Origin of the sequence: Microcella sp. (assembly GCF_046296455.1) — a bacterium.
In the GTDB taxonomy this organism is placed as follows: Bacteria; Actinomycetota; Actinomycetes; order Actinomycetales; family Microbacteriaceae; genus Microcella.
Map to the genome: position 1 here is coordinate 1 of NZ_JBKBLF010000003.1, position 19,688 is coordinate 19,688.

The following is a 19,688-nucleotide window of genomic DNA, read 5'->3' on the forward strand; positions in this document are numbered from 1 at the left end:
GGCCCGCAGCCCGCGCCGCCGCGGCGGCGGCGCGCCCCTAACCGCGGGCGGCGACCGCCTCGGCGAGCTGCGCCACGACCTCGTCGAGTCCCCACGTGAGCGAGAGCGCGCTCGGCGGCGAGACGGCGGCGATGAACTCGACGCCCACGAGCTCGGCAACCGCGCCCTGCTCGATCGCGGGCAGCGCCTGCGCGTAACCGCCCTCGGTCACGGCGCGCACCTCGTCGTCGCTGTTGCCGTAGACGACGAGCACGTCGCTCTCGAGCTCGGTGACGCGCTCGTAGCTGAGCGTGAAGTAGAACGGCGATTCATCGGTGTCGAGCGCGTCGACCGCGGGGGCGTTGACGAAGCCGAGGTCGAGCATGAACTCGACGCGCGGGTCTTCGTCGGCGTAGACGTAGAACACCCCGCCGACGTCCCACGCGGTCGCGAGCGTGAGTCCGGCGAACTCGGGGTGCGCTGCGGCGGCCTCGGCGAGCTCGGCGTCGATGCCCGCGAGCACCGCATCGGCCTCGGCCTCGAGTCCGAGGGCGGTGCCGGTGATGCTGATGACGTCGCGCCACGGCGTCGTCCACGGCTGGTCGGGGTAGGCGACAGTCGGGGCGATCGCGCTGAGGGTGTCGTACTGCTCCTGCGTGATGCCGCTGTACTGGGCGAGAATCACGTCGGGCGCGGCGGCGGCGATCTCCTCATACGGGATGTCCTCCCCGGTGTTGGTGAGGATGATCGGGGTCGCGGCCCCCGACTCGTCGAGCGCCTCGCGCACCCACGGCAGCACGCCCTGCTCGTCGCCGCCGTAGGCCTGGAACGGCATGGCCACGGGCGTCACGCCGAGCGCGATGACGGCGTCGGCGGTGCTCCAGCCCCACGTGGCGACGCGCTCGGGCTGCTCGGGGATGACGGTTTCGCCGAAGGCGTGCTCGATGGTGACGGGGAACGCCCCGTCGGTTGCGGCCGACTCGGCGGTCTCGGGCGCGGTGGCGGCGCATCCGGTGAGGGCGGTGAGGGCGAGCGCGGCGATGAGGGCGGCGCTGCGAAGCGGTGTCACGAGGGGGCTCCTTGCGGTTCGGTGCGGGCGGGATGCTCGGGCGAGGTCGCCCAACAGTAAGGTTAGCCTAACCTAACTTAACGCGGCCTCGAGACCCCGCCCGCGGCAGCACGACCGGGCGATCCGTGTCGGGGTCGATGAGAATGCGCGCCTCGACGCCGAACGCGGTGTGCACGGTCTCGGCCGTCAGCACCGCGCTCGGCGCGCCCTGCGCGACGACCCGCCCGCCCGCGAGCACGACGAGCTCGTCGGCGTAGCGCGCCGCGAGCGTCAGGTCGTGCAGCACGATCACGACGGTTATACCGAGCGCGGCCTCGGCGCGCAGCACGTCGAGCACCTCGACCTGGTGGGCCACGTCGAGCGCGCTCGTGGGCTCGTCGAGCAGCAGGATGCGCGGCTGCTGGGCGAGCGCCATGGCGATCCACACGCGCTGCCGCTGGCCGCCGCTGAGCTCGTCGATCGGGCGGTCGACGAGCGCGAGCGCATCGGTGGCCGCGAGCGCTCGCGCGACGACCGCGTCGTCGTCGCTGCGGTGCCCGCGGAACAGCCCGTGGTGCGGGTACCGACCGCGCGCCACGAGGTCGCCCACGCGGATGCCCTCGGGTGCGATCGGCGATTGCGGCAAGATGCCGATCGTGCGTGCGAGGCGCCGTCGCGGCAGGCGCGCGAGGTCGTCGTCGTCGAGCAGCACGCGCCCGGCGCGCGGCGCGATGAGCCCCGCGAGCGCGCGCAGCAGCGTCGACTTGCCGCTCGCGTTCGCACCGACGAGGGCCGTCAGGCGCCCGGGCGCGATCGCCAGGTCGACGCCGTGCACGACCACGCGGTCGCCGTACGCGAGGTGCACCCCGTCGGCGCGCAGCCGCGGGGTCGGGGTGAGGTTCGGGTCGGTCATGCGCGGGACTCCGGTCGTCGGTCGCCCCGCACGAGCAGCACCAGCAGCACGAGCGAGCCGAGCGCGCCCGTGACGAGGCCGACGGGGGGCTGGAAGGTCGAGGGGATCGCGTGCTGGGCGATGAGGTCAGAGCCGAGCACCGCGGCGGCGCCGACGAGCGCGGCCGTGCCGAGGGCGGGGCCGCGCCCGCGCAGGCCGCGAGCGATCGGCCCCGAGGCGAAGGCGACGAAGGCGATCGGTCCGGCGGCGCCGACGGCCACGGCCGTGAGCGCGCTCGTCACGATGATCGCGCAGACGCGCACGGCGACGGGATGCGCGCCGAGCGCTCGCGCCGTCGTGTCATCGAATGCCTGCACCTCGAGCAGGCGCCGCCCGCCGAGCAGCAGCGCGGCACCCCCTGCCAGCACGCCGCCGACGAGGGCGATGTCGGCCCACGAAGGCGACCCGACCGAGCCCACGAGCCAGAAGTAGGCGCTGCCCGCGTCGACGAGCGCCGCGCGCGTGAGGGCGTAGCCGAGCACGCCGTTGGCGAGGAAGGCGATCGCGACGCCCACGACCACGAAGCGCGCCCCGCTCGCGCCGCGCCCCCCGAGCGCGAAGGCGAGTGTTGCGGCGAGCAGCGCGCCCAGGATCGCCGCGCCCGTGACGGCGGCGCCGCTCGCTCCCGTCACGATGACGAGCACCCCCGCGGCGCTCGCGCCCTGCGCGATTCCGACGATGTCGGGGCTCGCGAGAGGGTTGCGCACGACCGACTGCAGCAGGGCTCCGGCCAGGCCCAGTGCGGCCCCCACGAGCAGCGCGAGCACGAGGCGCGGCAGCCGCACCTCCTGCACGATGAACGCGGCACCCGGGGCGCCCTCGAGTCCGAGCAGCGCGGCGACGACCTCGGTCGCCGACAGTGCGACGGCGCCGAGACCGAGCGCGAGCATCCCGAGCGCACCGATCAGCAGCAGCAGTCCCGCGTCGACGATGCGGCCGCGACGGCGGTCGCGGGCGCGACGCGCGACGAGCAACCCGATGGCCTCGCGGTGGGCGAGCGCGGGGCCGCTCACAGCGCGGCCCCCGCCCGCGAGCGCACGAGCGCGATGAGCACGGGGGCCCCGAGCACGGCGACGACGATGCCGGCCTCGATCTCTCCGGGCGGGGCCACGAGGCGCCCCAGCACGTCGGCGACGAGCACGAGCGCCGCGCCGGCCACCCCGGCGAGCGGCAGCAGCGCGCCGTGCCGCGGGCCCACGAGCCAGCGCGCGAGGTGGGCCCCCACGAGGCCCACGAATACGAGGGGGCCCGCGAGGGCCGTGGACGTGCCGGCGAGCAGCACGATGCCGAGCAGGCTCAGCGCGCGCGTGCGACCGAGCCGGAACCCGAGCCCGCGCGCGACGTCGTCGCCGAGCGCGAGCGCGTCGAGCGACCGGGCGACTAGCAGCGCCACGACGAGGCCCGCGACGAGCAGCGGTGCGAGGGCGAGCGCCTCGTCGAGGCCGCGGGCGGTGAGCGCGCCGACCGTCCAGAAGCGGTAGCGGTCGAGGGTCTCGGGGTCGCTCAGCAGCACGAGCGAGGTCGCCGAGGTGAGGGCGGCCGTCACGGCCGAGCCCGCGACCACGAGCAGCACGGGAGCGTCGGCGATGCGCGGCCGGGCGGCCAGGGCGGCGATGAGCGCCGAGGCGCCGAGCGCGCCCACGAGAGCGAGCGCCGCGTACGCGCCCGGCTCGGTCGCGCCGAGCACCGCGATGCCGAGCACGACCGCGAACGCCGCACCCGCCGTGACGCCGAGCAGCCCCGGGTCGGCGATCGGGTTGCGGGTGACCCCCTGCATGATGCCGCCGGCGATGCCGAGCCCCGCGCCCGCGAGCAGGCCGATGACGGTGCGGGGCACCCGCAGCTCGCGCACGACGACGAGGTCGACCGCGTCGAGGCCGGGATCGTTCGGACGCAGCACGGCTGTCAGCACCGTGCCGAGGTCGATGCCCCGCGCGCCGAGCGCCAGGCTCGCGCCGACGGCGAGCACCAGCACGGTCACGAGGGCGACGGCGCCGAGCGGCCGCCGCGTCACTGGGCTTCGCTGCGCCCGCGCCGCCAGTAGCCCATGAAGGCCACGTTCGTGCGGGCGATGCCGAGCTCGCTCACGAGGTGCCGGCGCAGCTGCTTGACCATGGCCGCCTCGCCCGCGATCCAGGCGTAGAAGTCGCCTGACTCGGGGTCGAGGGGCGAATCCCAGAGCAGCGCAGAGTCGACGTCGACGTCGTCGAGTGCATCGGGCGTCGCGCGCACGACCGAGGCGAGCTCGCGCATGTGCCGCGGCAGCCAGCGCTGCACGGCGCGCGTGAGCAGCTCGCCGTGCGGGGCGATCGCCTCGAACCCGTGGGCGGTCTCGCACCCGGCGTCGCGCGCGAGCCAGGCGATGCGCGAGCGCCCGCGCGGCACGACGTTCTGCACGTCGGCGCTCGACTGCACCTCGATGAAGGCCTGCGCCGTCACGCCGGGGTCGAGCGACTCGATAATCGAGCAGATGGCAGGGGCCGCGGTCTCATCACCCACGAGCAGCACGTGCCGCGCGGCACCCGGGCGCCAGTCGCAGCCGATCGAAGGGTCGGCCGTGCGGGCGTCGGGCCCGACGACGATGAGGCGATCGCCGATGGATGCCCGCCGCAGCCACCGCGCGGCCGGGCCGTCATCCACCCCCGGGGTCGGCTCGTGCAGCACCATGTCGATGTCGAGCTGCCGGCGCTCGGGGCGGATGGCGCGCACCGTGTAGGTGCGGAAGGGGTTGCGGCGAGCATCCGGCAGCGCCCGCCAGCGCGCGTACCAGTCGCCCGCCCGCACGGCAGCGTCGTCGTGCTCGCCGAGGTCGCACAGGGTGCCGTCGTCGAAGGGCAGCACGAGTTTGATGCGCTGGTCGAGGCCGCGCGTGCCGAACACGGCCAGGTCGTCGCCCGTTACGGTGACGCGCACGAGGTGTGGACTGAGCGGCAGCAGCCGCTGCACGGTGACGCCGTAGGGCCGGTAGGCGGGGTAGACGGCTGCCGCCGTCTCGGCGCCAGGTAAGGTAAGCATTACCTAAGTATGCACGGTCGGGTGAGGGTAGCACCACGGCCCTGCCCCTGGGAATCCCCTCCGCATCACTCGACCTCAGCCGGGCGGGGCACACTACGCTGGGGGAGTTGCCGCGGCCGATCCGCCACGGTCGGGCAGCGTGAGGAGTGCGTCATGAGAGGCAAGATCCTGTTCGCCGCCGGCCTCGCCGTCGGCTACGTGCTCGGCACCCGCGCCGGTCGCGAGCGCTACGAGCAGCTCAAGAACGCCGCGAAGGGCTTCTGGAACGACCCGCGCGTGCAGCACCGCGTCGACCAGGTCGAAGACTTCGTGAAAGAGAAGGCTCCCGAGGTCGCCGAGTTCGTCTCTGACGGCGCCAAGAAGGTCGTCGATCAGGTGACGGGGCGCGGTGCCAAGAAGCCTGCCGCCACGAAGCCCGCGGCCGCCAAGCCTGCCGCCACGAAGTCGACGACCGCCGCGAAGAAGCCCGCCGCCTCGTCATGACCGGGCCCGCTTCGGCCACGCCGCGCGAGCGCCGCGGCCTCTTCCAGCTGATCGCCGACATCCCCGGCCTCATTCGCGAGCTCATCGAGGCCGAGATCGCGGCCCTGAAGGCCGAGATCGTCGGCAAGCTCAAGGCCGCCGGCATCGGAGCGGGCTTTCTCGTCACCGCGGGGGTCTTCGCGTTCTTCGCGACCCTCGTGCTGACGGCCGCCGGAGTGCTCGCGCTCGCCCTCGTGCTGCCCGCGTGGGCCGCCGCGCTCATCGTCGGCGCGGCCCTGCTGCTGCTCGCGGGCCTCGCCGCCGCGATCGGCGTCGCCCAGCTCAAGCACGGCGTGCCGCCGACGCCCACCCAGACCATCGACAGCGTCAAAGAAGATGTTCGCGTGCTGCGCGGACTCAGAAAGCGAGGAGCCTCATGAGCGACACCGTCTCGAGCACCGTCGCCGCCACCCGTGCCCGCCTCGAGCAGACGCTCGACGCGATCGACGAGAAGCTCGATGTGAAGAAGCAGGCGGGCGAGCTCACCGAGCGCGTCAAGAGCTCGTACCAGGCGAACCCCGTGCCGTGGATCATCGGGGCGACCGCCGCCACCGTCGTCGTCGTGGGCCTCGTCGCCTGGGCGATCTTCAGCGACGACTGAGCATCCCCTCGATTATGACTCTCGCGCGGGCGGGGTCATCATGGAGGAGATGTTCTCCTCCCTGCGCGACGTGACGGTCGAGCGCACCCCCACGGGCGCGCTGCCCGTCATCAAGCCCCTGCTCGACTGGACGGTTCTCGTTCCGCGCGGCGGCAAGTGGGGCGACGGCGTCGCCGCGCAGCTGCGCGCTCTCGGCGCCGCACCCGTCATCGCGCCCCTCATCAACTTCGCCGGCACCGAGCAGCCCGAGCAGCTCGCGGCCGCGCTCGAGCGCCTGCAGGCGGGCGGCTACGGCTGGCTGGTCGTAACGAGCGCCACCACCGTCGACGTGCTCGTCGGCCACGACGTGCGGGTTCCCGCGACGACGCGCATCGCCGCGGTCGGCGAGACCACGGCGCACGCCCTGCAGCTGGCGGGCTACTCGGTCGACTTCGTGCCGAGCGACCACTCGGCGCGCGGGCTCGTGCGCGAGTGGCCCGGCACGGCCGCGCAGGGCGCTGTGCTCGTGCCGCAGAGCGAGATCGCCGAGCCCACCCTCGTGAGCGGGCTCGCCGAGCGCGGCATCGACGCCCAGTTCGTGAGCGCCTACCGCACGGTCGGCGTCGCCGCGCCCGCGGCGGTCGTCGCCGACGTCGCGGCGGGGCGCATCCGGGCACTCATCGTCAGCTCGGGCAGCGTCGCGCGTCAGATCGCCGAGCAGTTCGCCCCGCTGCCCGCCGGCACCGTCGTGGTGTGCATCGGTCCGCGTACGGCCTTCGACGCGCGTGCCGCGGGGCTCACCGTGCACCGCATCGCCGACGAGCGCTCGACCGCGGCCCTCGTGCGCGCCCTCGCCGAGTACGCCATGAACCCCGACGACAGCGCGCCGCCCGTCGTTCCCTAGCGCCCCGCGAGCAGCGCCCCGATCGCGAGCAGCGGGGGCAGCCCCTGCGCGAGCGCGATGGGGATCATGCGCGGCGGCGCCGTGAGTGCGAGCGCGACCCCCGCGAGAACCATGACCGCGCATCCCGAGACGACGACGGCGACGCCCGCGACCGAATCGGCATCGATCGCGACGAGCACGATGCCGACGAAGACGACGATCGCGAGCCCCAGGTTGTAGAGGCCCTGGTTGACGGCGAAGAGGCGCAGCGGCGGCGAGTCCTGCTCGGCGCGCACCCCGAACAGCCGGCGGCCGAACGGCAGCCGAAACAGCACGCTCTCGAGCACGAAGAACGCCGTGTGCAGCGTCGCCGCCATGCCGGCGAGCACGAGGCCGATGAGGGTGAGGGCGGTCATGCAGGCTCCGTCTCGGTCGCGGTGGTGGTGGATGCGGTGCTCGCGCCGACGCGCACCGCGAGCCGCCCGACCACTCGGCCGGCGAGCACCTCGGCCGCCTGTTCGGCGGCGTGCTCGAGCGCGACGATGCGGGTCGTGGCGTCGACCACGGCCGGGTCGAGGTCGCGCGCGAGCCGCGCCCACGCGTGCTCGCGCCGCGCGAGCGGCGTGAGCGTCGAGTTGACGCCGAGCAGCGCGGCTCCGCGCAGGATGAAGGGCATCACGGTGCTGCTGAGCGCGGGCGATGCCGCGTTGCCGCACGACACCGCCGCGCCGTCCTGGCGCAGCTGGCTCAGCGCCGTCGCGAGCGGCTGCCCGCCCACGGCGTCGATGACGGCAGACCAGCGCTGCGACTCGAGCGCCCGGGAGGGGCGGTCGAGCTCGGCGCGGTCGATGATGCTCGCGGCGCCGAGCTCGCGCAGCCGCGCCGCGTTCTCGGGGCGCCCCGTCGCGGCCGTGGCCGTGAAACCCGCGCGCGCGAGCAGGGCGATCGCGAACGATCCGAGTCCACCGCTCGCGCCCGTCACGAGCACGTCGCCCTCGGTGATGCCGTGGCGCTCGAGGGCGAGCACGGCGAGCATGGCCGTGAAGCCCGCGGTTCCGATGCCGGCGGCCTGGGCATCCGTGAACCCGGCCGGCGTGGCCACGAGCGTGCCGCCGTCGAGCAGCGCGCGCTCGGCGAGGCCCCCGGGGCGCGTCTCGCCCGCGCCCGCGCCGTTGAGCAGCACGCGATCGCCCGGCGCCCAGCGCGCGTCGGTCGACGCCGTCACGGTGCCCACGACGTCGATACCAGGAACGAGGGGCGAGCGGCGCACGACCCCGGGGTTGCCCGCGAAGGCGAGTGCGTCTTTGAAGTTGAGACCCGAATAGGCGACCGCGACCTCGACATCGCCGCGCTCGTCGGCGCCGGGCGTGAGGGCTGCGGCGTCGAGCTCGATCAGGGCGACCCGCGGGCTGGCCTCGTCGAGCGTGATCTGCCAGCCGCGCGTCATGCCCGCCAGCCTAGGCCGCGGGCGACGCCGGAGGCGAGGGCTCAGCCGAAGAGCAGGGCGGCCTCGTCGTAGCGCGCCTGCGGCACGGTCTTGAGCTTTCCGAGCGCGGCCTCGAACGGCACGCGCACGATCTCGGTGCCGCGCAGCGACACCATCTCGCCCCAGCGCGCGTCGTCGACGGCCGAGATCGCCGCCATGCCCAGGCGCGTGGCGAGCACGCGGTCGAAGGCGCTCGGGGTGCCGCCGCGCTGAATGTGGCCGAGCGTCGTCGCGCGCGTCTCGATGCCCGTGCGCTCTTCGATCATGGGGGCGATCATCTCGCCGATGCCGCCGAGCCGGGGGCGCCCGAAGGCGTCGAGCCCGCGCTCGGAGTGCGGCTCGTCGGCGCCATCGAGCGTGAAGCCTTCGGCCACGACGACGAGCGGAGCGCGCCCGCGGTCGTAGGCGCTCTGCACCCACGCGCACAACTGGTCCATCGAGGTGTTCTGCTCGGGAATGAGGATGGCGTGGGCACCCGCGGCCATGCCCGAGTGCAGGGCGATCCAGCCCACGTGGCGACCCATGACCTCGGCGACCATGCAGCGGTTGTGGGCGTCGCCCGTCGTGCGCAGGCGGTCCATGGCCTCGGTGGCGATCTGCACGGCCGTGTCGAAACCGAAGGTGTAGTCGGTGGCGTCGAGGTCGTTGTCGACGGTCTTCGGCACGCCGACGATGTGGATGCCCGCATCTGTCAGTCGTTTCGCCGCCGCGAGCGTTCCCTCGCCGCCGATCGCGATGAGCGCGTCGAGGCGGTTCTCGGCGAAGACCTCGTTGATGCGGTCGACGCCACCGCGGCCCTCGAAGGGGTTCGTGCGGCTCGTGCCGAGGATCGTGCCGCCCTGCTTCGAGATGCCCTTCACCTCGTGCCGCGTGAGCGGCGTTGTCGTGTTCTCGACAAGACCCTTCCAGCCGTCGGTGAAGCCGACGAACTCGTGGCCGTGCACGGTCGTGCCGGTGAGCACGGCCCCGCGGATGACCGCGTTGAGGCCGGGGGCGTCTCCGCCGGAGGTGAGCATTCCGATGCGCATGGGTTCCATCATGGCCCGTCGCGGCGGGCGGCGCGAAAACGGGCGGGCTCTCGGCGTGCGCCCGGGGCCCGGCGCTATCGTGAACGCCGCACCCCGCCCCCGCTGGAGGACTCATGACCGACCCCGTCGTCGCGCTCGCCGACGAGCAGTACGTGCTGCTCACCACCACCCGCCGCTCGGGGGTCGCCGTCGCGACGCCCGTGTGGGTGGCGCGCCACGACGAGGCGCTGCTCGTGACGACGGGCGCCGACGCGGGCAAGGTCAAGAGAATCCGCCACACTCCGCGCGTCACGCTGCAGGCCTGCGACCGCGTCGGGCGCCCGCTCGACGGCGCCCCCGTCGTCGAGGCCGTCGCGAGCGTGCACGACGATGTGGCCACGCGCGCGCAGCTCGATGCCGCCCTCAGCGAGAAGTACGGCGTGCAGTACGCCGCCATTCGGGCGATGGGCCGGCTGCGCGGCCGCGCGGCCTCGAGCTCGGTCGCCCTTCGGCTCGTCGCGCCCTCTGCCTGAATCGCCCCGATTCCCTCTGCCGCGACGACACCTCGGGGCACTACGATTCGAGCGAACGGGGCCATCTCGGCCCCCCACCCCGCAGGAGTCAGAATGACCGACGCCCCTCCCCCCGCACCCGCCTACAGCGGCGCTCCCGCCGCGCCCGTCAACCCCGGCAAGACGATGGGAATCGTCGCTCTCGTGCTGTCGATCATCGGCCTGCACCTGATCGGCATCATCGTTGGCTTCGTCGGCCTCAACCAGTCGAAGAAGGCGGGCCAGAAGAACGGCTTCGCTCTCGCCGGCATCATCGTCGGCTTCGTCGGCCTCGTGATCGGCATCATCGTGGTCATCAGCCTCGTCGCTGGCGGCGCGGCGCTCTTCGGCGGTCTCGCCCAGGTCTGCGCCGAGCTCGGCTCGGGTGTCTGGGAGGTCAACGGCGTCACGTACGAGTGCCCGTAAGGCACACGTCACGACAGTCCGCGACGGCGGGGAGGGCGCTCATCACGAGCGGCCTCCCCGCCGTTCTGCATGGTCAGGGGGCGCCCGTACGCTGAGCGCGTGGTCGAGATGATGCCGGATGCGGAGCGCGAGCTCGCCCCGCCCGAGCCGCTCGACCTCGGCGCCACCCTCGCCTTCTTGCGCCGCGGCCGCGGCGACCCCACCCAGCACACCGCCGAGGGGTCGGATGCGTGGCGCGAGCTCTGGCGCGCGCAGCGAACGCCCGAGGGCCTCGCCTCGCTGCGGCTGCGCGTGCTCGACGGCCCGCCGACCGCGGCGCGGCGGCTGCTCGTCTCGGCGTGGGGCCCCGGCGCCGCGTGGAGCCTCGCGCACGCGCCCGAGCTGCTCGGCGAGGGCGACGACTGGAGCGGGCTCGACGCCCTGCTCGCGCGCCGCACAGCCGAGGGCGACGCCGCGGCCGCGGCGCTGCAGCGGGTGCGCCGACGCACGCGCGGACTTCGGCTCACCCGATCCCACCTGGTGCTCGAGGCGGCCGTGCCGGCCGTGCTCGAGCAGAAGGTGACGGGGGTCGAGGCGCGGCGCGCGTGGCGGCAGCTCGTGCGGCAGCACGGCGCGGCGGCGCCCGGCCCCGTACCCGCGGGGCTCATGGTCATGCCCGACGGGGTGGGGTGGCGCAGCATCCCGGACCACGATTGGCATCGCGCGGGCGTGGGCCCGCAGCGCATGGCGACCATTCGCCGCGTCGCCGCCGTGGCGCCCGCGCTCGAGCGCACGCTCGCCCTCGGCCGCGGTGGGCCGGCGGCGGTCGCGGCGCTGCGGTCGATCCCGGGTGTGGGGGAGTGGACGGCGGCCGAGGTGCTGCAGCGCTCGCACGGCGACCCCGACACCCTCAGCGTGGGCGACGCGCACCTGCCGCACGTCATCGGCACGTGGTTCACGGGCGACCGCGTCGACGACGCGGGCATGCTCGACCTGCTCGCGCCCTATGCGGGTCACCGGCACCGGGTTGTGCGACTCATCACCTCGCTCGGTGTCGAGGCGCCCCGCTTCGGTGCGAAGGCCACGATCGAAGACCACCGCGGGCGCTGAGCGCTCTAGCGTGGCGGCGTGAACAAACTGCTGCGCTTTCTCTGGGTGCTGTGGCGTGCGCGCCGCGCCACGCCCCTCGCGCCCACCGACGTCGGCTCGGTGCGGTTTCGCGTGCTGCCCAACGACCTCGACCTGCAGCGCCACATGAACAACGGCGTCTACCTCTCGCTCATGGATCTCGGCCGCATCGACCTCATGGTGCGGTCGGGGGTGTGGGGCGAGCTCACCGCGCGCGGCTACTACCCCGTCATCGTGAGCTCGACCATCACCTACCGCCGCTCGCTCGAGCTATGGCAGACGTACGAGCTCGAGAGCCGCATCGTCGGCATCGATGACATCGCCGCCTACGTCGAGCAGCGCTTCGTGCGCGGCGGCGAGATCGTCGCCCGGGCTGTCATCAAGGCGCGGTTCCTCAAGAAGTCGGGCGGCATCGTGCCCATCCCCGAGCTCGCCGAACTGTTCGGCATGGACCCGCAGAACCACCCGCTGCCCGCCTGGCTCGCCGAGTGGAGCGGCAACGCCGCGCTGCCCTCGCGCCGCGAGCCCGCGCCGAGCGTGTGGGAGTGACCAGGGGTAGCGTCGACGCATGACGGACGACGATCGACGACCCCGCAGCGTCTACGGCGTGGGCGACGAGCCCGAGGTGCAGGCTTCGCTCGCGAACGAGCGCACGGCCCTGTCGTGGATCCGCACGGGCATGACCCTCATCGCGGGCGGTGTCGCGCTCGCGACCCTCTCGAGCTTCGGCGAGCTGCCGCTCGTCATCCTCGTCATCGCGGGCCTTGCGAGCCTCGGCGGCGCGGCGCTCGGCGTGTGGGCCCTCGTCTCGTGGCGCCGCACCGAGCGCGCGCTGCGGCTGCGCGAACCGATCCCCGAACCCTCGGTGCTGCCGTGGGTCGTCGCGGGCGTCGTCGCAGTGGGCCTGCTGCTCGCCGCGCTCACCGCCTTCCAGGCGATCGAGCTGGCCCGCTGAGCATGACCACGCTGCCGGATGCCCGCCGCGCGCCCGTCGATCGCACGAGCCTCTCGTGGCAGCGCACGGCGATGCACTCCGCCCTGCTCGCGCTCGTCGCCGCCGTGACCGCGACCCAGCTCGGCGAGCCCGGCGTCGCTGTCGTCGGGGCCGTCATCGCCGGGTTCGCGATCGTCGTCGGCGCGACGACCCCGCGCGTCAAGCCCTCGCAGGTGGCCGATCGCGACCCGTGGATGCTCATGCTGCGCACCGTCGTCGTGCTCGGCGCGACAGCCCTCGTGGCCGTCATGCTCGTGGTGGCGGTCGCCCTCGAGCTGTGAGCCAGTCGCTCGGTTGTCCCCAGCGGCTCCTCGACCCGTGACAGTTGCTCTGCTCTTCGGTAGACTGGGGACACGACGAACCGGTTTCCGGGGCGTTGTTCGCCTGAAGCCCCGCTTGCGGGGCTTCAGTGCTTAACGCGGTGAAACCGCCAAGCAACGCTCCCCTCTACGGATCCCACCGGCGAACAACAGGGCGAAGGGGTTTCACGACGGTCCACAGGTCGCGAGCGGTGTTGGCCGCTCGCTCATCGAGATGCTCATTGGCGTCGATTCGACGGTGGAGATAGACGATCATGTCGGCGCACTGGATTCCCGGGGACTCGGCCGACTTGCCGAAGGTGATCGGAAACTCGATCCGAGAGAGCTTGCTGGGCTTGTACCCGCCAGTGGTCAGCGACTGGTAGCTCGCCATTCTCATGGCATGCGCTTGCTGGTCGGGAACCTCATCGGCGATGACCAGCACGCGGTCGCCCACTCGGGATGCGTAGTCGTTCAACTTCTCAAGAAGGTGTCGCAGGGCGATCTGGTGAGGAGCTTGCGGATAGCGGTAGCGGGCATTGAGTCGAGGTATGTCGACCCCTTCTACAAAGGCGCGAGCCCCGGGAACGCTTGCGATCTCCGCCAGGGCATTGCGGTAGATCGAAATCGCGGCTCGTGTTTTGCCCCGCAGAAGGGACCAGTCGTTCTTCCCCGACATGATCTCGTAGCCGTGCAGTTCAGCATCAGACCCGATCCCGAAGCCTTTCGCGTATCCAAGGGCGTTCCTGACCGCGTTCTTGACGATCGCGAGTTGATCGTCATGGACGACGTATGCGCCGACGAAGTACCGGTCCCGCGAATAGGACTCGTCGACGAAGGCGAATCTCACCCGGCGGGGTCCTTCGCCTTGACGAGCTCCAAGAGCAGGGCCACGCGCTCGTCGGGGGAGGTGAACCCTTCGGGGTGGTAGAGCCGGTCGACGTAGTCGTCGTTCGCGCTGTGCGCCTTGCGCAGTTCGGCGGGCATCGTCGTGGTGTCGTAGAGGTCAGCCAGTGTCGAATCGGGGTAAAGGGCGCGCGCGTCCATGATCGCGCGGCCCAGATCGGCGAGCGTCGAACGTTGACCGTCATCGAGCTGCGGAAGGACGAAGTTGTTGTACACAACATCCTTGGAGTATCGGAGATCGCTCTTGAGTCGGCCGCCGACCAATCGAAGCCAGTCCATATGCATCCGGCTCGTCAAGAGTGCGAAGAGTTCGTGGGTGCCTGCCTCCACAGCAAGGCATGAGTCAGCGACGACGTGCCCGGGTTCGAAGAAGGCCATCGGGACGTATTCGCGCCGTTCAGATGACACGCGAGGGATCACTAGGACGGGTTGATCGGGAGACTGCGTGATCTGCGCGAACAGGTGCGCCACGTCCGCAAGCTGCGGGCGGGCGGACTTGAGGCGTTCCTGCCGATTCGCGGCGACCCGGGCGGCGACAGTGGGCATCGATCGCAATTGCGCAGGAGTTACGCCCTTCAACCACAGAGTCCATCGCTCGCCGCCCTGTAGAAATTCCTTCGCGCCGATGTACGGGAGCACCCACTCCGCTGCGGTGGGCTCAGAAGCGAGCAGGGCATCACGCTCTGAGCGGCTCAGGATGAGATTTCCCCCATCAGCAGGCATGTTCCCGAACGCCATGGCGGGCGCGCCGCTGATCTGCTCCTGACGATTCGAGACGACGAACTCGCCACCCGCGATTAGGTACGGACTGATGGACTCGACGAGATCGAGTACAGGCTCGCCGGCGATGTCGGGGTAGTCGAAAACCATCGCGGGTGTGCGAGGCGTTCTGGCGAAGCCGACGATGACGCAGTGCACGGCTGCAACACCGCGGGCCGCGTTCATCCATCGGAAGGTTCGGTGGGCGAAGGTGATGTGGTTGCCATTCGCATACAGCTTCGGCCACAGGATGCCGGGCTGTTCTCCCTGGCTGATCGAGTTCGTCGACACGAACGCCGCCTCGATGGCTGGGTTCTGGGTCATCATGCGGTCCGCCAGGATGTACCACCCGGTGACGAAGTCGAGGAACCCTGCCTGGGAGAAGCCCCTGGCGACGGCCCGCAGGTCGGCCTTCTGACCCTTGTCCATCGTGCGAGACCCGAGGAAGGGCGGGTTGCCGAAGATGAAGTCGAGGTCCTCCGGCCTGACGACGCTCGACCAGTCGGTGGTGAGCGCGTTCGCGTGCACGATGTGGGCGCCCTCGGTTAGCGGCAGGCGGGAGTACTCGTGCCCGATCTTCCGGCCGGCCTCAATGTTCATTTGGTGATCGGTGAGCCACATGGCCGTTCTCGCGATCTGCACCGGAAACTCGTCGATCTCGATGCCGTAGAACTGCTCGACACGAACTCGCAGGTCTGATTCGAGAACAACGATCGTCGAATGCTTCGCCTTGGCCTCGATGACCTTCAGCTCGAGTCGACGAAGTTCGCGGTACGCGACGATCAGGAAGTTGCCCGAACCGCACGCGGGGTCGAGGAAGATCAGATTCGCCAGCTTGTCGTGGAACGCATCCAGCAACTGGGCGCTGTTCTTCGACGCACGGGCCTTCTCGAACTCGGCGTAGAGGTCATCGAGGACGAGCGGCTTGATGACGCGGAGGATGTTCTCCTCGCTTGTGTAGTGGGCTCCGAGATCGTGGCGGTCGTTGCCGTCCATCACCCCTTGGAACATCGCGCCGAAGATGGCCGGCGAGACCTTGTGCCAGTCGGGCTGCGATGCCAACAGTAGCGCGAGGCGCAGATTGGCGTCGAAGTCGGGAGCGGGCGTGCTCTCGGCGAAAAGCCCACCGTTGACGTAGGGGAAGGCCGTGAGGTCGTCATCGAGCAGATCAGAGCGCTCCGAGGGAGCCGTGTTGAGTACCTCGAAGAGCTTGGTGAGCCGCAGACCGGTGTCGGTTCCGTCTTCCGCGGTGCGATTGCGGATGTAGTCGCGGAACTGTTTCGGTTCGAAGATCCCGGCGTCCTCTGCGAAGAGGCAGAAAACCAATCGGACGAGGAAAAGCTCGAGCTTGTGGCCGATGTAGCCGGCAGCTTCGAGACGGTTGTGAAGCTCAGCCATGCGCTCCGCCGCCTGACGGTTGACGGGCGAGGTCTCCTCGATCGAGGTGGCCTGCTCGTCGACCAACGGTGCGAACAGCCGCACGTAGTCCGGCAGCTCCTCGAGTCGGAACTCCACGACCTGTCTCGTATCGAGATCGACGTGCTGGAACGTTGCGAAATCTGAGAGGACAACCGCCTGTGGGAGGTCGTGATCGTCAAGACCATCGAGGTACTCGAAGGCTTGCCCGCGTGCAGCATTCAGGTCACGACCACCCGACTTCTGCTCAGCGAGAAGCCGCCCCGGAAGGAACATGTCGATGTAGCCACGACGCCCACCACCGAGCTTCACGGCGTACTCGAAGTACCCTCCGGCGCGTCGGCGGTTGATGCCGAACACATCGAGGAAGTCGGCCCAGAAAGACTGGCTCTCGCCCTTCTCGTACGTCTCGCCCTCCCACTCCTCAGCGAAGCGGGCGGCGCGGGCGCGGATCTCGTTCCAAGACAGTCGTGTCACACGCTCACCTTATGGTGGAGGAACGACGTGGCCCAGGCGCAAGGAAGGGCCGTTGGCACACGTGCCAAGTTCCTTATGCCTTAGGCGCCGCGAGTGGCATAGAAGAAGACGATTGGGGTCACGATCAACACGAGCACTGTGACGGAATAGCTGATCCAGAGGGCAGCTAGCGCGAGGCCTCGCCCCTTTTCTTTCTTGAGTTCCACCTGGCGGAGCGCAATGTGTCCGCAAATGATCGAGGGAATAGTTGCCACAAATGCCAGGACGAGAGCAACCACTGCAAGAGTGTTCAGAGGCGCGTCCTCAGCGGGCGTCCAGGGTTCCTGACTCGCTTGGCGCCGTCGTACTCTGATGATCGCGCGTGCCAAGAAGACGATTCCGACGATCAACAACAGGAGAAGGATTAGGGTCAGCGGGTCCACTGCCAAGTTCATGCGTCCGGGCCTCCTTTGAAATGTGAGAGTTCGTCTTACTCTACGGCGTTGAGCCGCCTACCTTCACCGCGAGTCGACCGCGTTTCAGTAGTGAGGTCATCGCAACTCGAGCACCTCCATCGCGGCGTTGTGGCTCGCGATGCCGCTAACGCCGCCGCGGCGCGCGCCCGAGCCGCACAGCAGCACGCCGGGCAGGCCGGTGTCGACGCCCCAGCGGCGGGCGGGGGTGTCGAGCGGCTCCTCGTCTTCTACACGCAGTGGTCGAGCACGTGGTCGGGGCTCGAGGGGGGTGCGAGCATCCGGTCGCGCAGCACCGTGAGCGCGGGCACCTCGCCGCGCGCGCAGACGTCGGCCCATGAGCCGCGCAGGTCGTCGGCGTACTCGATGTTCAGCACCTGCTCGCCGTACACCGCGGTGGCGAGCGCGCACTCGGCCCAGCGGTCGCACTCCTCGAGCACGGCGAAGTCGAAGCCGGCCTCGTCGCGCCCGCGCGCGCCGAGCTCGAGCGCGTTCTTCTGCCCGGCCGCGAGCCCCGCGGCGTGCGCGCGGTCGACGAGCAGGGTCGCGAGCGCGAGGGCGTCGTCGGCCGTCAGCGCGCCGCCCGCGCGGGTGTAGCTGTCGAGGTTGTCGAACTCGACGGCCACGAAGCCCGCGGCGGCACAGCCGTCGATGAGCGGGCCGAGCCGGTCGACGATCGCCGTGCGGGCCTCGGGCGTGCGCGGGTCGAGCAGGGCCTCGTCGGGCCAGTTCGGGTCGATGACCGGGTCGCCCGCGGCATCGCGCAGCACGGCGTCGGGCGCCGTGGCGAGCCAGTCGTCGAGCTCGCCCGGCTGGGTCTGAAAGCCGTTGAGGTAGCAGATGCTCGCGAGGCCCGGCGCGGGCCGCTCGGTCGCGTCGCGCACCACGATCGTCACGCCGGGCGCGGGCGTCGAGGCCCCGCCGAGCTGGTAGTCGATGCGGCCCTCCGACGGCAGGGCGAACCGGGCGGCGGCGGGGTCGGTGGTCGCGGGCGGCGCGGACTCGGGCGGTGCGGCCGGTGCGCTCGCGGTGCACGCGCTCAGCACGAGGGCGATGCTCGCGGCGAGCATCCCGAACCCGGAGCGCGCCCGCCGGCCCGATGGTGTCATCGCGACTCGAGCACCGCCATCGCGGCGTTGTGGCCCGCGATGCCGCTCACGGCGCCGCCGCGGCGCGCGCCCGAGCCGCACAGCAGCACGCCGGGCAGGCCGGTGTCGACGCCCCAGCGGCGGGCGGGGGTGTCGAGCGGCTCGTCATCCTCTGCCCACGGCCACGCGAGGTCGCCGTGAAAGATGCTGCCGCCCGGCAGCCGCAGCACGTGCTCGAGGTCGCGCGTCGTCTTGGTCTCGACGCACGGCTCGCCGTTCGCGTCGGTCAGCAGCAGGCTCTCGATGGGCTCGGCGAGCACCGAGTCGAGCGAGTCGAGCACGGCGCGCTGCAGGGTCGCGCGCATCGCCTCGTTGTTCGCCTCGGTCAGCAGGCGGTCGGGCACGTGCAGCGCGAAGACCGTGAGGGTGTGCGCGCCCCTCGCGCGCAGCTCGGGGCCCAGAATGCTCGGGTCGGTCAGCGAGTGGCAGTAGATCTCGGCGGGAATGACGCTCGGCACCTGTCCGCTCGCGGCCTCGTCGTAGGCGCGCTGCAGCTGGCTGAAGGTTTCGTTGATGTGAAAGGTGCCGCCGAAGGCCGCGGCCGGGTCGACGCTCGCGTCGCGCAGGCGCGGCAGGCGGCGCAGCAGCAGGTTGACCTTCACCTGGGCGCCCTCGGCGGGCGGTGCGGCGCCGCCGTCGGTCGTGGATGCTGCGCCCTCGTCGCCCGCCGCGAGCAGCCGCGCGAGCTCGTGCGGCGAGCAGTTGACGAGCACGTGCTCGGCGGTCGTCTCGTGCTCGGCGCCCGCGGCGTCGATCCAGCGCACACAGTGTTGCCTGTCGCCGTTGCCGGCGCTGGTGTCGGAGGTAAGCGCGGTGACCTCGGCCCCCGTCGTGAGGGTCGCGCCCGCGAGCCGCGCGGCCCGCTCGAGCTCGCCCGACACGGCGCCCATGCCGCCGACGGGAACGTTCCAGTCGCCCGTGCCCCCGCCGATGACGTGGTACAGAAAGCAGCGGTTGGCGAGCAGCGTCTCGTCGTCGTTCGGCGCGAAGGTGCCGATGAGCGCGTCGGTGTAGACGACGCCGCGCACGAGGTCGTTCGCGAAGGTGTCGGCGATCGTGCGGCCGACGGGCTGCTCGATGAGGGAATCCCACAGCGCGGCGCCGTCGATTCCGGCCGTCTCGGCCGAGGCGACCACCGCCGCCCGGGCCTCAGCGCGCGTCAGCAGCGGGTCGGTCACGGTCGGGAAGAGCGCGCGGGCGAGGTGCTGCGTGCCCTCGTAGAACTGCGCCCACGCGAGCGCGTCGTCCTCGGCGCCGAGCGCCGCGAAGCTCGCCGCGGTCGCGAGCGGGTCATGGTTGTCCACGAGCAGGCCGTGGTCGGCTCCGGGGGCGGGGGTGTACGAGCTGTAGCGGCGCGGCGCGAGCTCGATCTGCAACCCGAGGTCGTCGATGATGCGCTGCGGCAGCAGGCTGACGAGGTAGCTGTAGCGGCTCAGGCGCGCATCCACGCCGGCGAAGGCCTCGGCCGAGATCGCGGCGCCGCCGAGCACGTCGAGGCGCTCGAGCACCTGCACGTCGAGGCCGGCCTGAGCCAGGTAGGCGGCGGCGGTGAGGCCGTTGTGGCCTCCGCCGATAATGACAACGTCGCGCTTCGTGCCCATGGCGCCAGCGTAGCCGGGCCGCCCGATGCCAAATGAAGGAGTCAGAACCCGCTGGCCCCATCACGTTGCGCGTGAGCCCG

General features: G+C 71.5%; 23 protein-coding genes. 10 read left to right on the top strand and 13 right to left on the bottom strand.

What is annotated here, in order from left to right; translation table 11 throughout:
- Positions 1-37: 37 nt before the first annotated feature.
- The 5 genes from ACK4HH_RS02350 to ACK4HH_RS02370 form a co-directional block, all read right to left on the bottom strand.
- Entirely contained in the window at positions 38-1,048 is a 1,011-nt protein-coding gene (locus tag ACK4HH_RS02350; protein ID WP_409647989.1) for an ABC transporter substrate-binding protein, read from the bottom strand.
- A gap of 67 nt (positions 1,049-1,115) precedes the next feature.
- Positions 1,116-1,940 carry an ABC transporter ATP-binding protein gene (locus ACK4HH_RS02355; RefSeq protein WP_409647991.1) on the bottom strand — a complete coding sequence of 275 codons (825 nt, stop codon included), beginning with the start codon at positions 1,938-1,940 and terminating at the stop codon, positions 1,116-1,118.
- Positions 1,937-2,992 (bottom strand): FecCD family ABC transporter permease, encoded by a 1,056-nt coding sequence (locus ACK4HH_RS02360; protein ID WP_409647993.1) that lies wholly within the window; start codon positions 2,990-2,992, stop codon positions 1,937-1,939. Before ACK4HH_RS02360 ends, ACK4HH_RS02355 begins: the two co-directional genes overlap by 4 nt.
- The gene (locus tag ACK4HH_RS02365; protein ID WP_409647995.1) at positions 2,989-3,993 is read right to left on the bottom strand and encodes a FecCD family ABC transporter permease; all 1,005 of its coding nucleotides are present in this window, start codon (positions 3,991-3,993) and stop codon (positions 2,989-2,991) included. Before ACK4HH_RS02365 ends, ACK4HH_RS02360 begins: the two co-directional genes overlap by 4 nt.
- The gene (locus tag ACK4HH_RS02370; protein WP_409647997.1) at positions 3,990-4,994 is read right to left on the bottom strand and encodes a siderophore-interacting protein; all 1,005 of its coding nucleotides are present in this window, start codon (positions 4,992-4,994) and stop codon (positions 3,990-3,992) included. Before ACK4HH_RS02370 ends, ACK4HH_RS02365 begins: the two co-directional genes overlap by 4 nt.
- 153 nt (positions 4,995-5,147) lie before the next feature.
- Between ACK4HH_RS02370 and ACK4HH_RS02375 the strand changes: the two genes are divergently transcribed.
- The 4 genes from ACK4HH_RS02375 to ACK4HH_RS02390 are packed head-to-tail and all read left to right on the top strand — an operon-like array spanning position 5,148 to position 7,000.
- The gene (locus ACK4HH_RS02375) at positions 5,148-5,477 is read left to right on the top strand and encodes a YtxH domain-containing protein (RefSeq protein WP_409647999.1); all 330 of its coding nucleotides are present in this window, start codon (positions 5,148-5,150) and stop codon (positions 5,475-5,477) included.
- Entirely contained in the window at positions 5,474-5,896 is a 423-nt protein-coding gene (locus ACK4HH_RS02380; RefSeq protein WP_409648001.1) for a phage holin family protein, read from the top strand. Before ACK4HH_RS02375 ends, ACK4HH_RS02380 begins: the two co-directional genes overlap by 4 nt.
- Complete coding sequence (locus tag ACK4HH_RS02385) at positions 5,893-6,117, top strand: DUF3618 domain-containing protein (protein ID WP_409648003.1); 225 nt, start codon at positions 5,893-5,895, stop codon at positions 6,115-6,117. The genes ACK4HH_RS02380 and ACK4HH_RS02385 overlap by 4 nt, the downstream gene beginning before the upstream one ends.
- A 49-nt stretch (positions 6,118-6,166) precedes the next feature.
- Positions 6,167-7,000, top strand: coding sequence for a uroporphyrinogen-III synthase (locus ACK4HH_RS02390; protein ID WP_409648005.1), 834 nt, complete (start codon positions 6,167-6,169; stop codon positions 6,998-7,000).
- On the opposite strand, the gene ACK4HH_RS02395 is transcribed toward ACK4HH_RS02390, so the two are convergent.
- The 3 genes from ACK4HH_RS02395 to ACK4HH_RS02405 are packed head-to-tail and all read right to left on the bottom strand — an operon-like array spanning position 6,997 to position 9,493.
- Positions 6,997-7,395 (bottom strand): DUF1304 domain-containing protein, encoded by a 399-nt coding sequence (locus tag ACK4HH_RS02395; protein ID WP_409648007.1) that lies wholly within the window; start codon positions 7,393-7,395, stop codon positions 6,997-6,999. The two genes, ACK4HH_RS02390 and ACK4HH_RS02395, sit on opposite strands and share 4 nt — an antisense overlap.
- Complete coding sequence (locus ACK4HH_RS02400) at positions 7,392-8,426, bottom strand: acryloyl-CoA reductase (protein ID WP_409648009.1); 1,035 nt, start codon at positions 8,424-8,426, stop codon at positions 7,392-7,394. The genes ACK4HH_RS02395 and ACK4HH_RS02400 overlap by 4 nt, the downstream gene beginning before the upstream one ends.
- Before the next feature lie 41 nt (positions 8,427-8,467).
- A complete protein-coding gene (locus ACK4HH_RS02405) occupies positions 8,468-9,493 on the bottom strand; it encodes a 6-phosphofructokinase (RefSeq protein ID WP_409648011.1) in 1,026 nt (341 codons plus the stop codon).
- 113 nt (positions 9,494-9,606) lie between these two features.
- Between ACK4HH_RS02405 and ACK4HH_RS02410 the strand changes: the two genes are divergently transcribed.
- The 6 genes from ACK4HH_RS02410 to ACK4HH_RS02435 all read left to right on the top strand — a co-directional run bounded on the left by ACK4HH_RS02410 (position 9,607) and on the right by ACK4HH_RS02435 (position 12,831).
- On the top strand, positions 9,607-10,005 hold the full coding sequence (locus ACK4HH_RS02410; protein WP_409648013.1) for a PPOX class F420-dependent oxidoreductase: 399 nt from the start codon (positions 9,607-9,609) through the stop codon (positions 10,003-10,005).
- A gap of 93 nt (positions 10,006-10,098) precedes the next feature.
- The gene (locus tag ACK4HH_RS02415) at positions 10,099-10,449 is read left to right on the top strand and encodes a DUF4190 domain-containing protein (protein ID WP_409648015.1); all 351 of its coding nucleotides are present in this window, start codon (positions 10,099-10,101) and stop codon (positions 10,447-10,449) included.
- A gap of 108 nt (positions 10,450-10,557) precedes the next feature.
- Complete coding sequence (locus ACK4HH_RS02420; RefSeq protein ID WP_409648195.1) at positions 10,558-11,538, top strand: DNA-3-methyladenine glycosylase family protein; 981 nt, start codon at positions 10,558-10,560, stop codon at positions 11,536-11,538.
- An 18-nt stretch (positions 11,539-11,556) separates the two neighbouring features.
- Positions 11,557-12,105 (top strand): acyl-CoA thioesterase, encoded by a 549-nt coding sequence (locus ACK4HH_RS02425; protein WP_409648017.1) that lies wholly within the window; start codon positions 11,557-11,559, stop codon positions 12,103-12,105.
- A gap of 19 nt (positions 12,106-12,124) precedes the next feature.
- Positions 12,125-12,511, top strand: a complete 387-nt coding sequence (locus tag ACK4HH_RS02430) for a YidH family protein (RefSeq protein ID WP_409648018.1) — start codon at positions 12,125-12,127, stop codon at positions 12,509-12,511.
- Between the two features lie 2 nt (positions 12,512-12,513).
- The gene (locus ACK4HH_RS02435; RefSeq protein ID WP_409648020.1) at positions 12,514-12,831 is read left to right on the top strand and encodes a hypothetical protein; all 318 of its coding nucleotides are present in this window, start codon (positions 12,514-12,516) and stop codon (positions 12,829-12,831) included.
- A 166-nt stretch (positions 12,832-12,997) separates the two neighbouring features.
- Here ACK4HH_RS02435 and ACK4HH_RS02440 read toward each other — a convergent pair whose 3' ends face one another.
- From ACK4HH_RS02440 to ACK4HH_RS02460, 5 genes are all read right to left on the bottom strand, one after another.
- Positions 12,998-13,699 carry a DUF3800 domain-containing protein gene (locus ACK4HH_RS02440; protein WP_409648021.1) on the bottom strand — a complete coding sequence of 234 codons (702 nt, stop codon included), beginning with the start codon at positions 13,697-13,699 and terminating at the stop codon, positions 12,998-13,000.
- On the bottom strand, positions 13,696-16,407 hold the full coding sequence (locus tag ACK4HH_RS02445; RefSeq protein ID WP_409648023.1) for a class I SAM-dependent DNA methyltransferase: 2,712 nt from the start codon (positions 16,405-16,407) through the stop codon (positions 13,696-13,698). The genes ACK4HH_RS02440 and ACK4HH_RS02445 overlap by 4 nt, the downstream gene beginning before the upstream one ends.
- Positions 16,408-16,487: 80 nt before the next feature.
- Entirely contained in the window at positions 16,488-16,685 is a 198-nt protein-coding gene (locus ACK4HH_RS02450; RefSeq protein WP_409648024.1) for a DUF4190 domain-containing protein, read from the bottom strand.
- 404 nt (positions 16,686-17,089) lie between these two features.
- Positions 17,090-17,968 carry an endo alpha-1,4 polygalactosaminidase gene (locus tag ACK4HH_RS02455; protein ID WP_409648025.1) on the bottom strand — a complete coding sequence of 293 codons (879 nt, stop codon included), beginning with the start codon at positions 17,966-17,968 and terminating at the stop codon, positions 17,090-17,092.
- Complete coding sequence (locus ACK4HH_RS02460; protein WP_409648027.1) at positions 17,965-19,608, bottom strand: phytoene desaturase family protein; 1,644 nt, start codon at positions 19,606-19,608, stop codon at positions 17,965-17,967. Before ACK4HH_RS02460 ends, ACK4HH_RS02455 begins: the two co-directional genes overlap by 4 nt.
- Positions 19,609-19,688 lie beyond the last annotated feature (80 nt).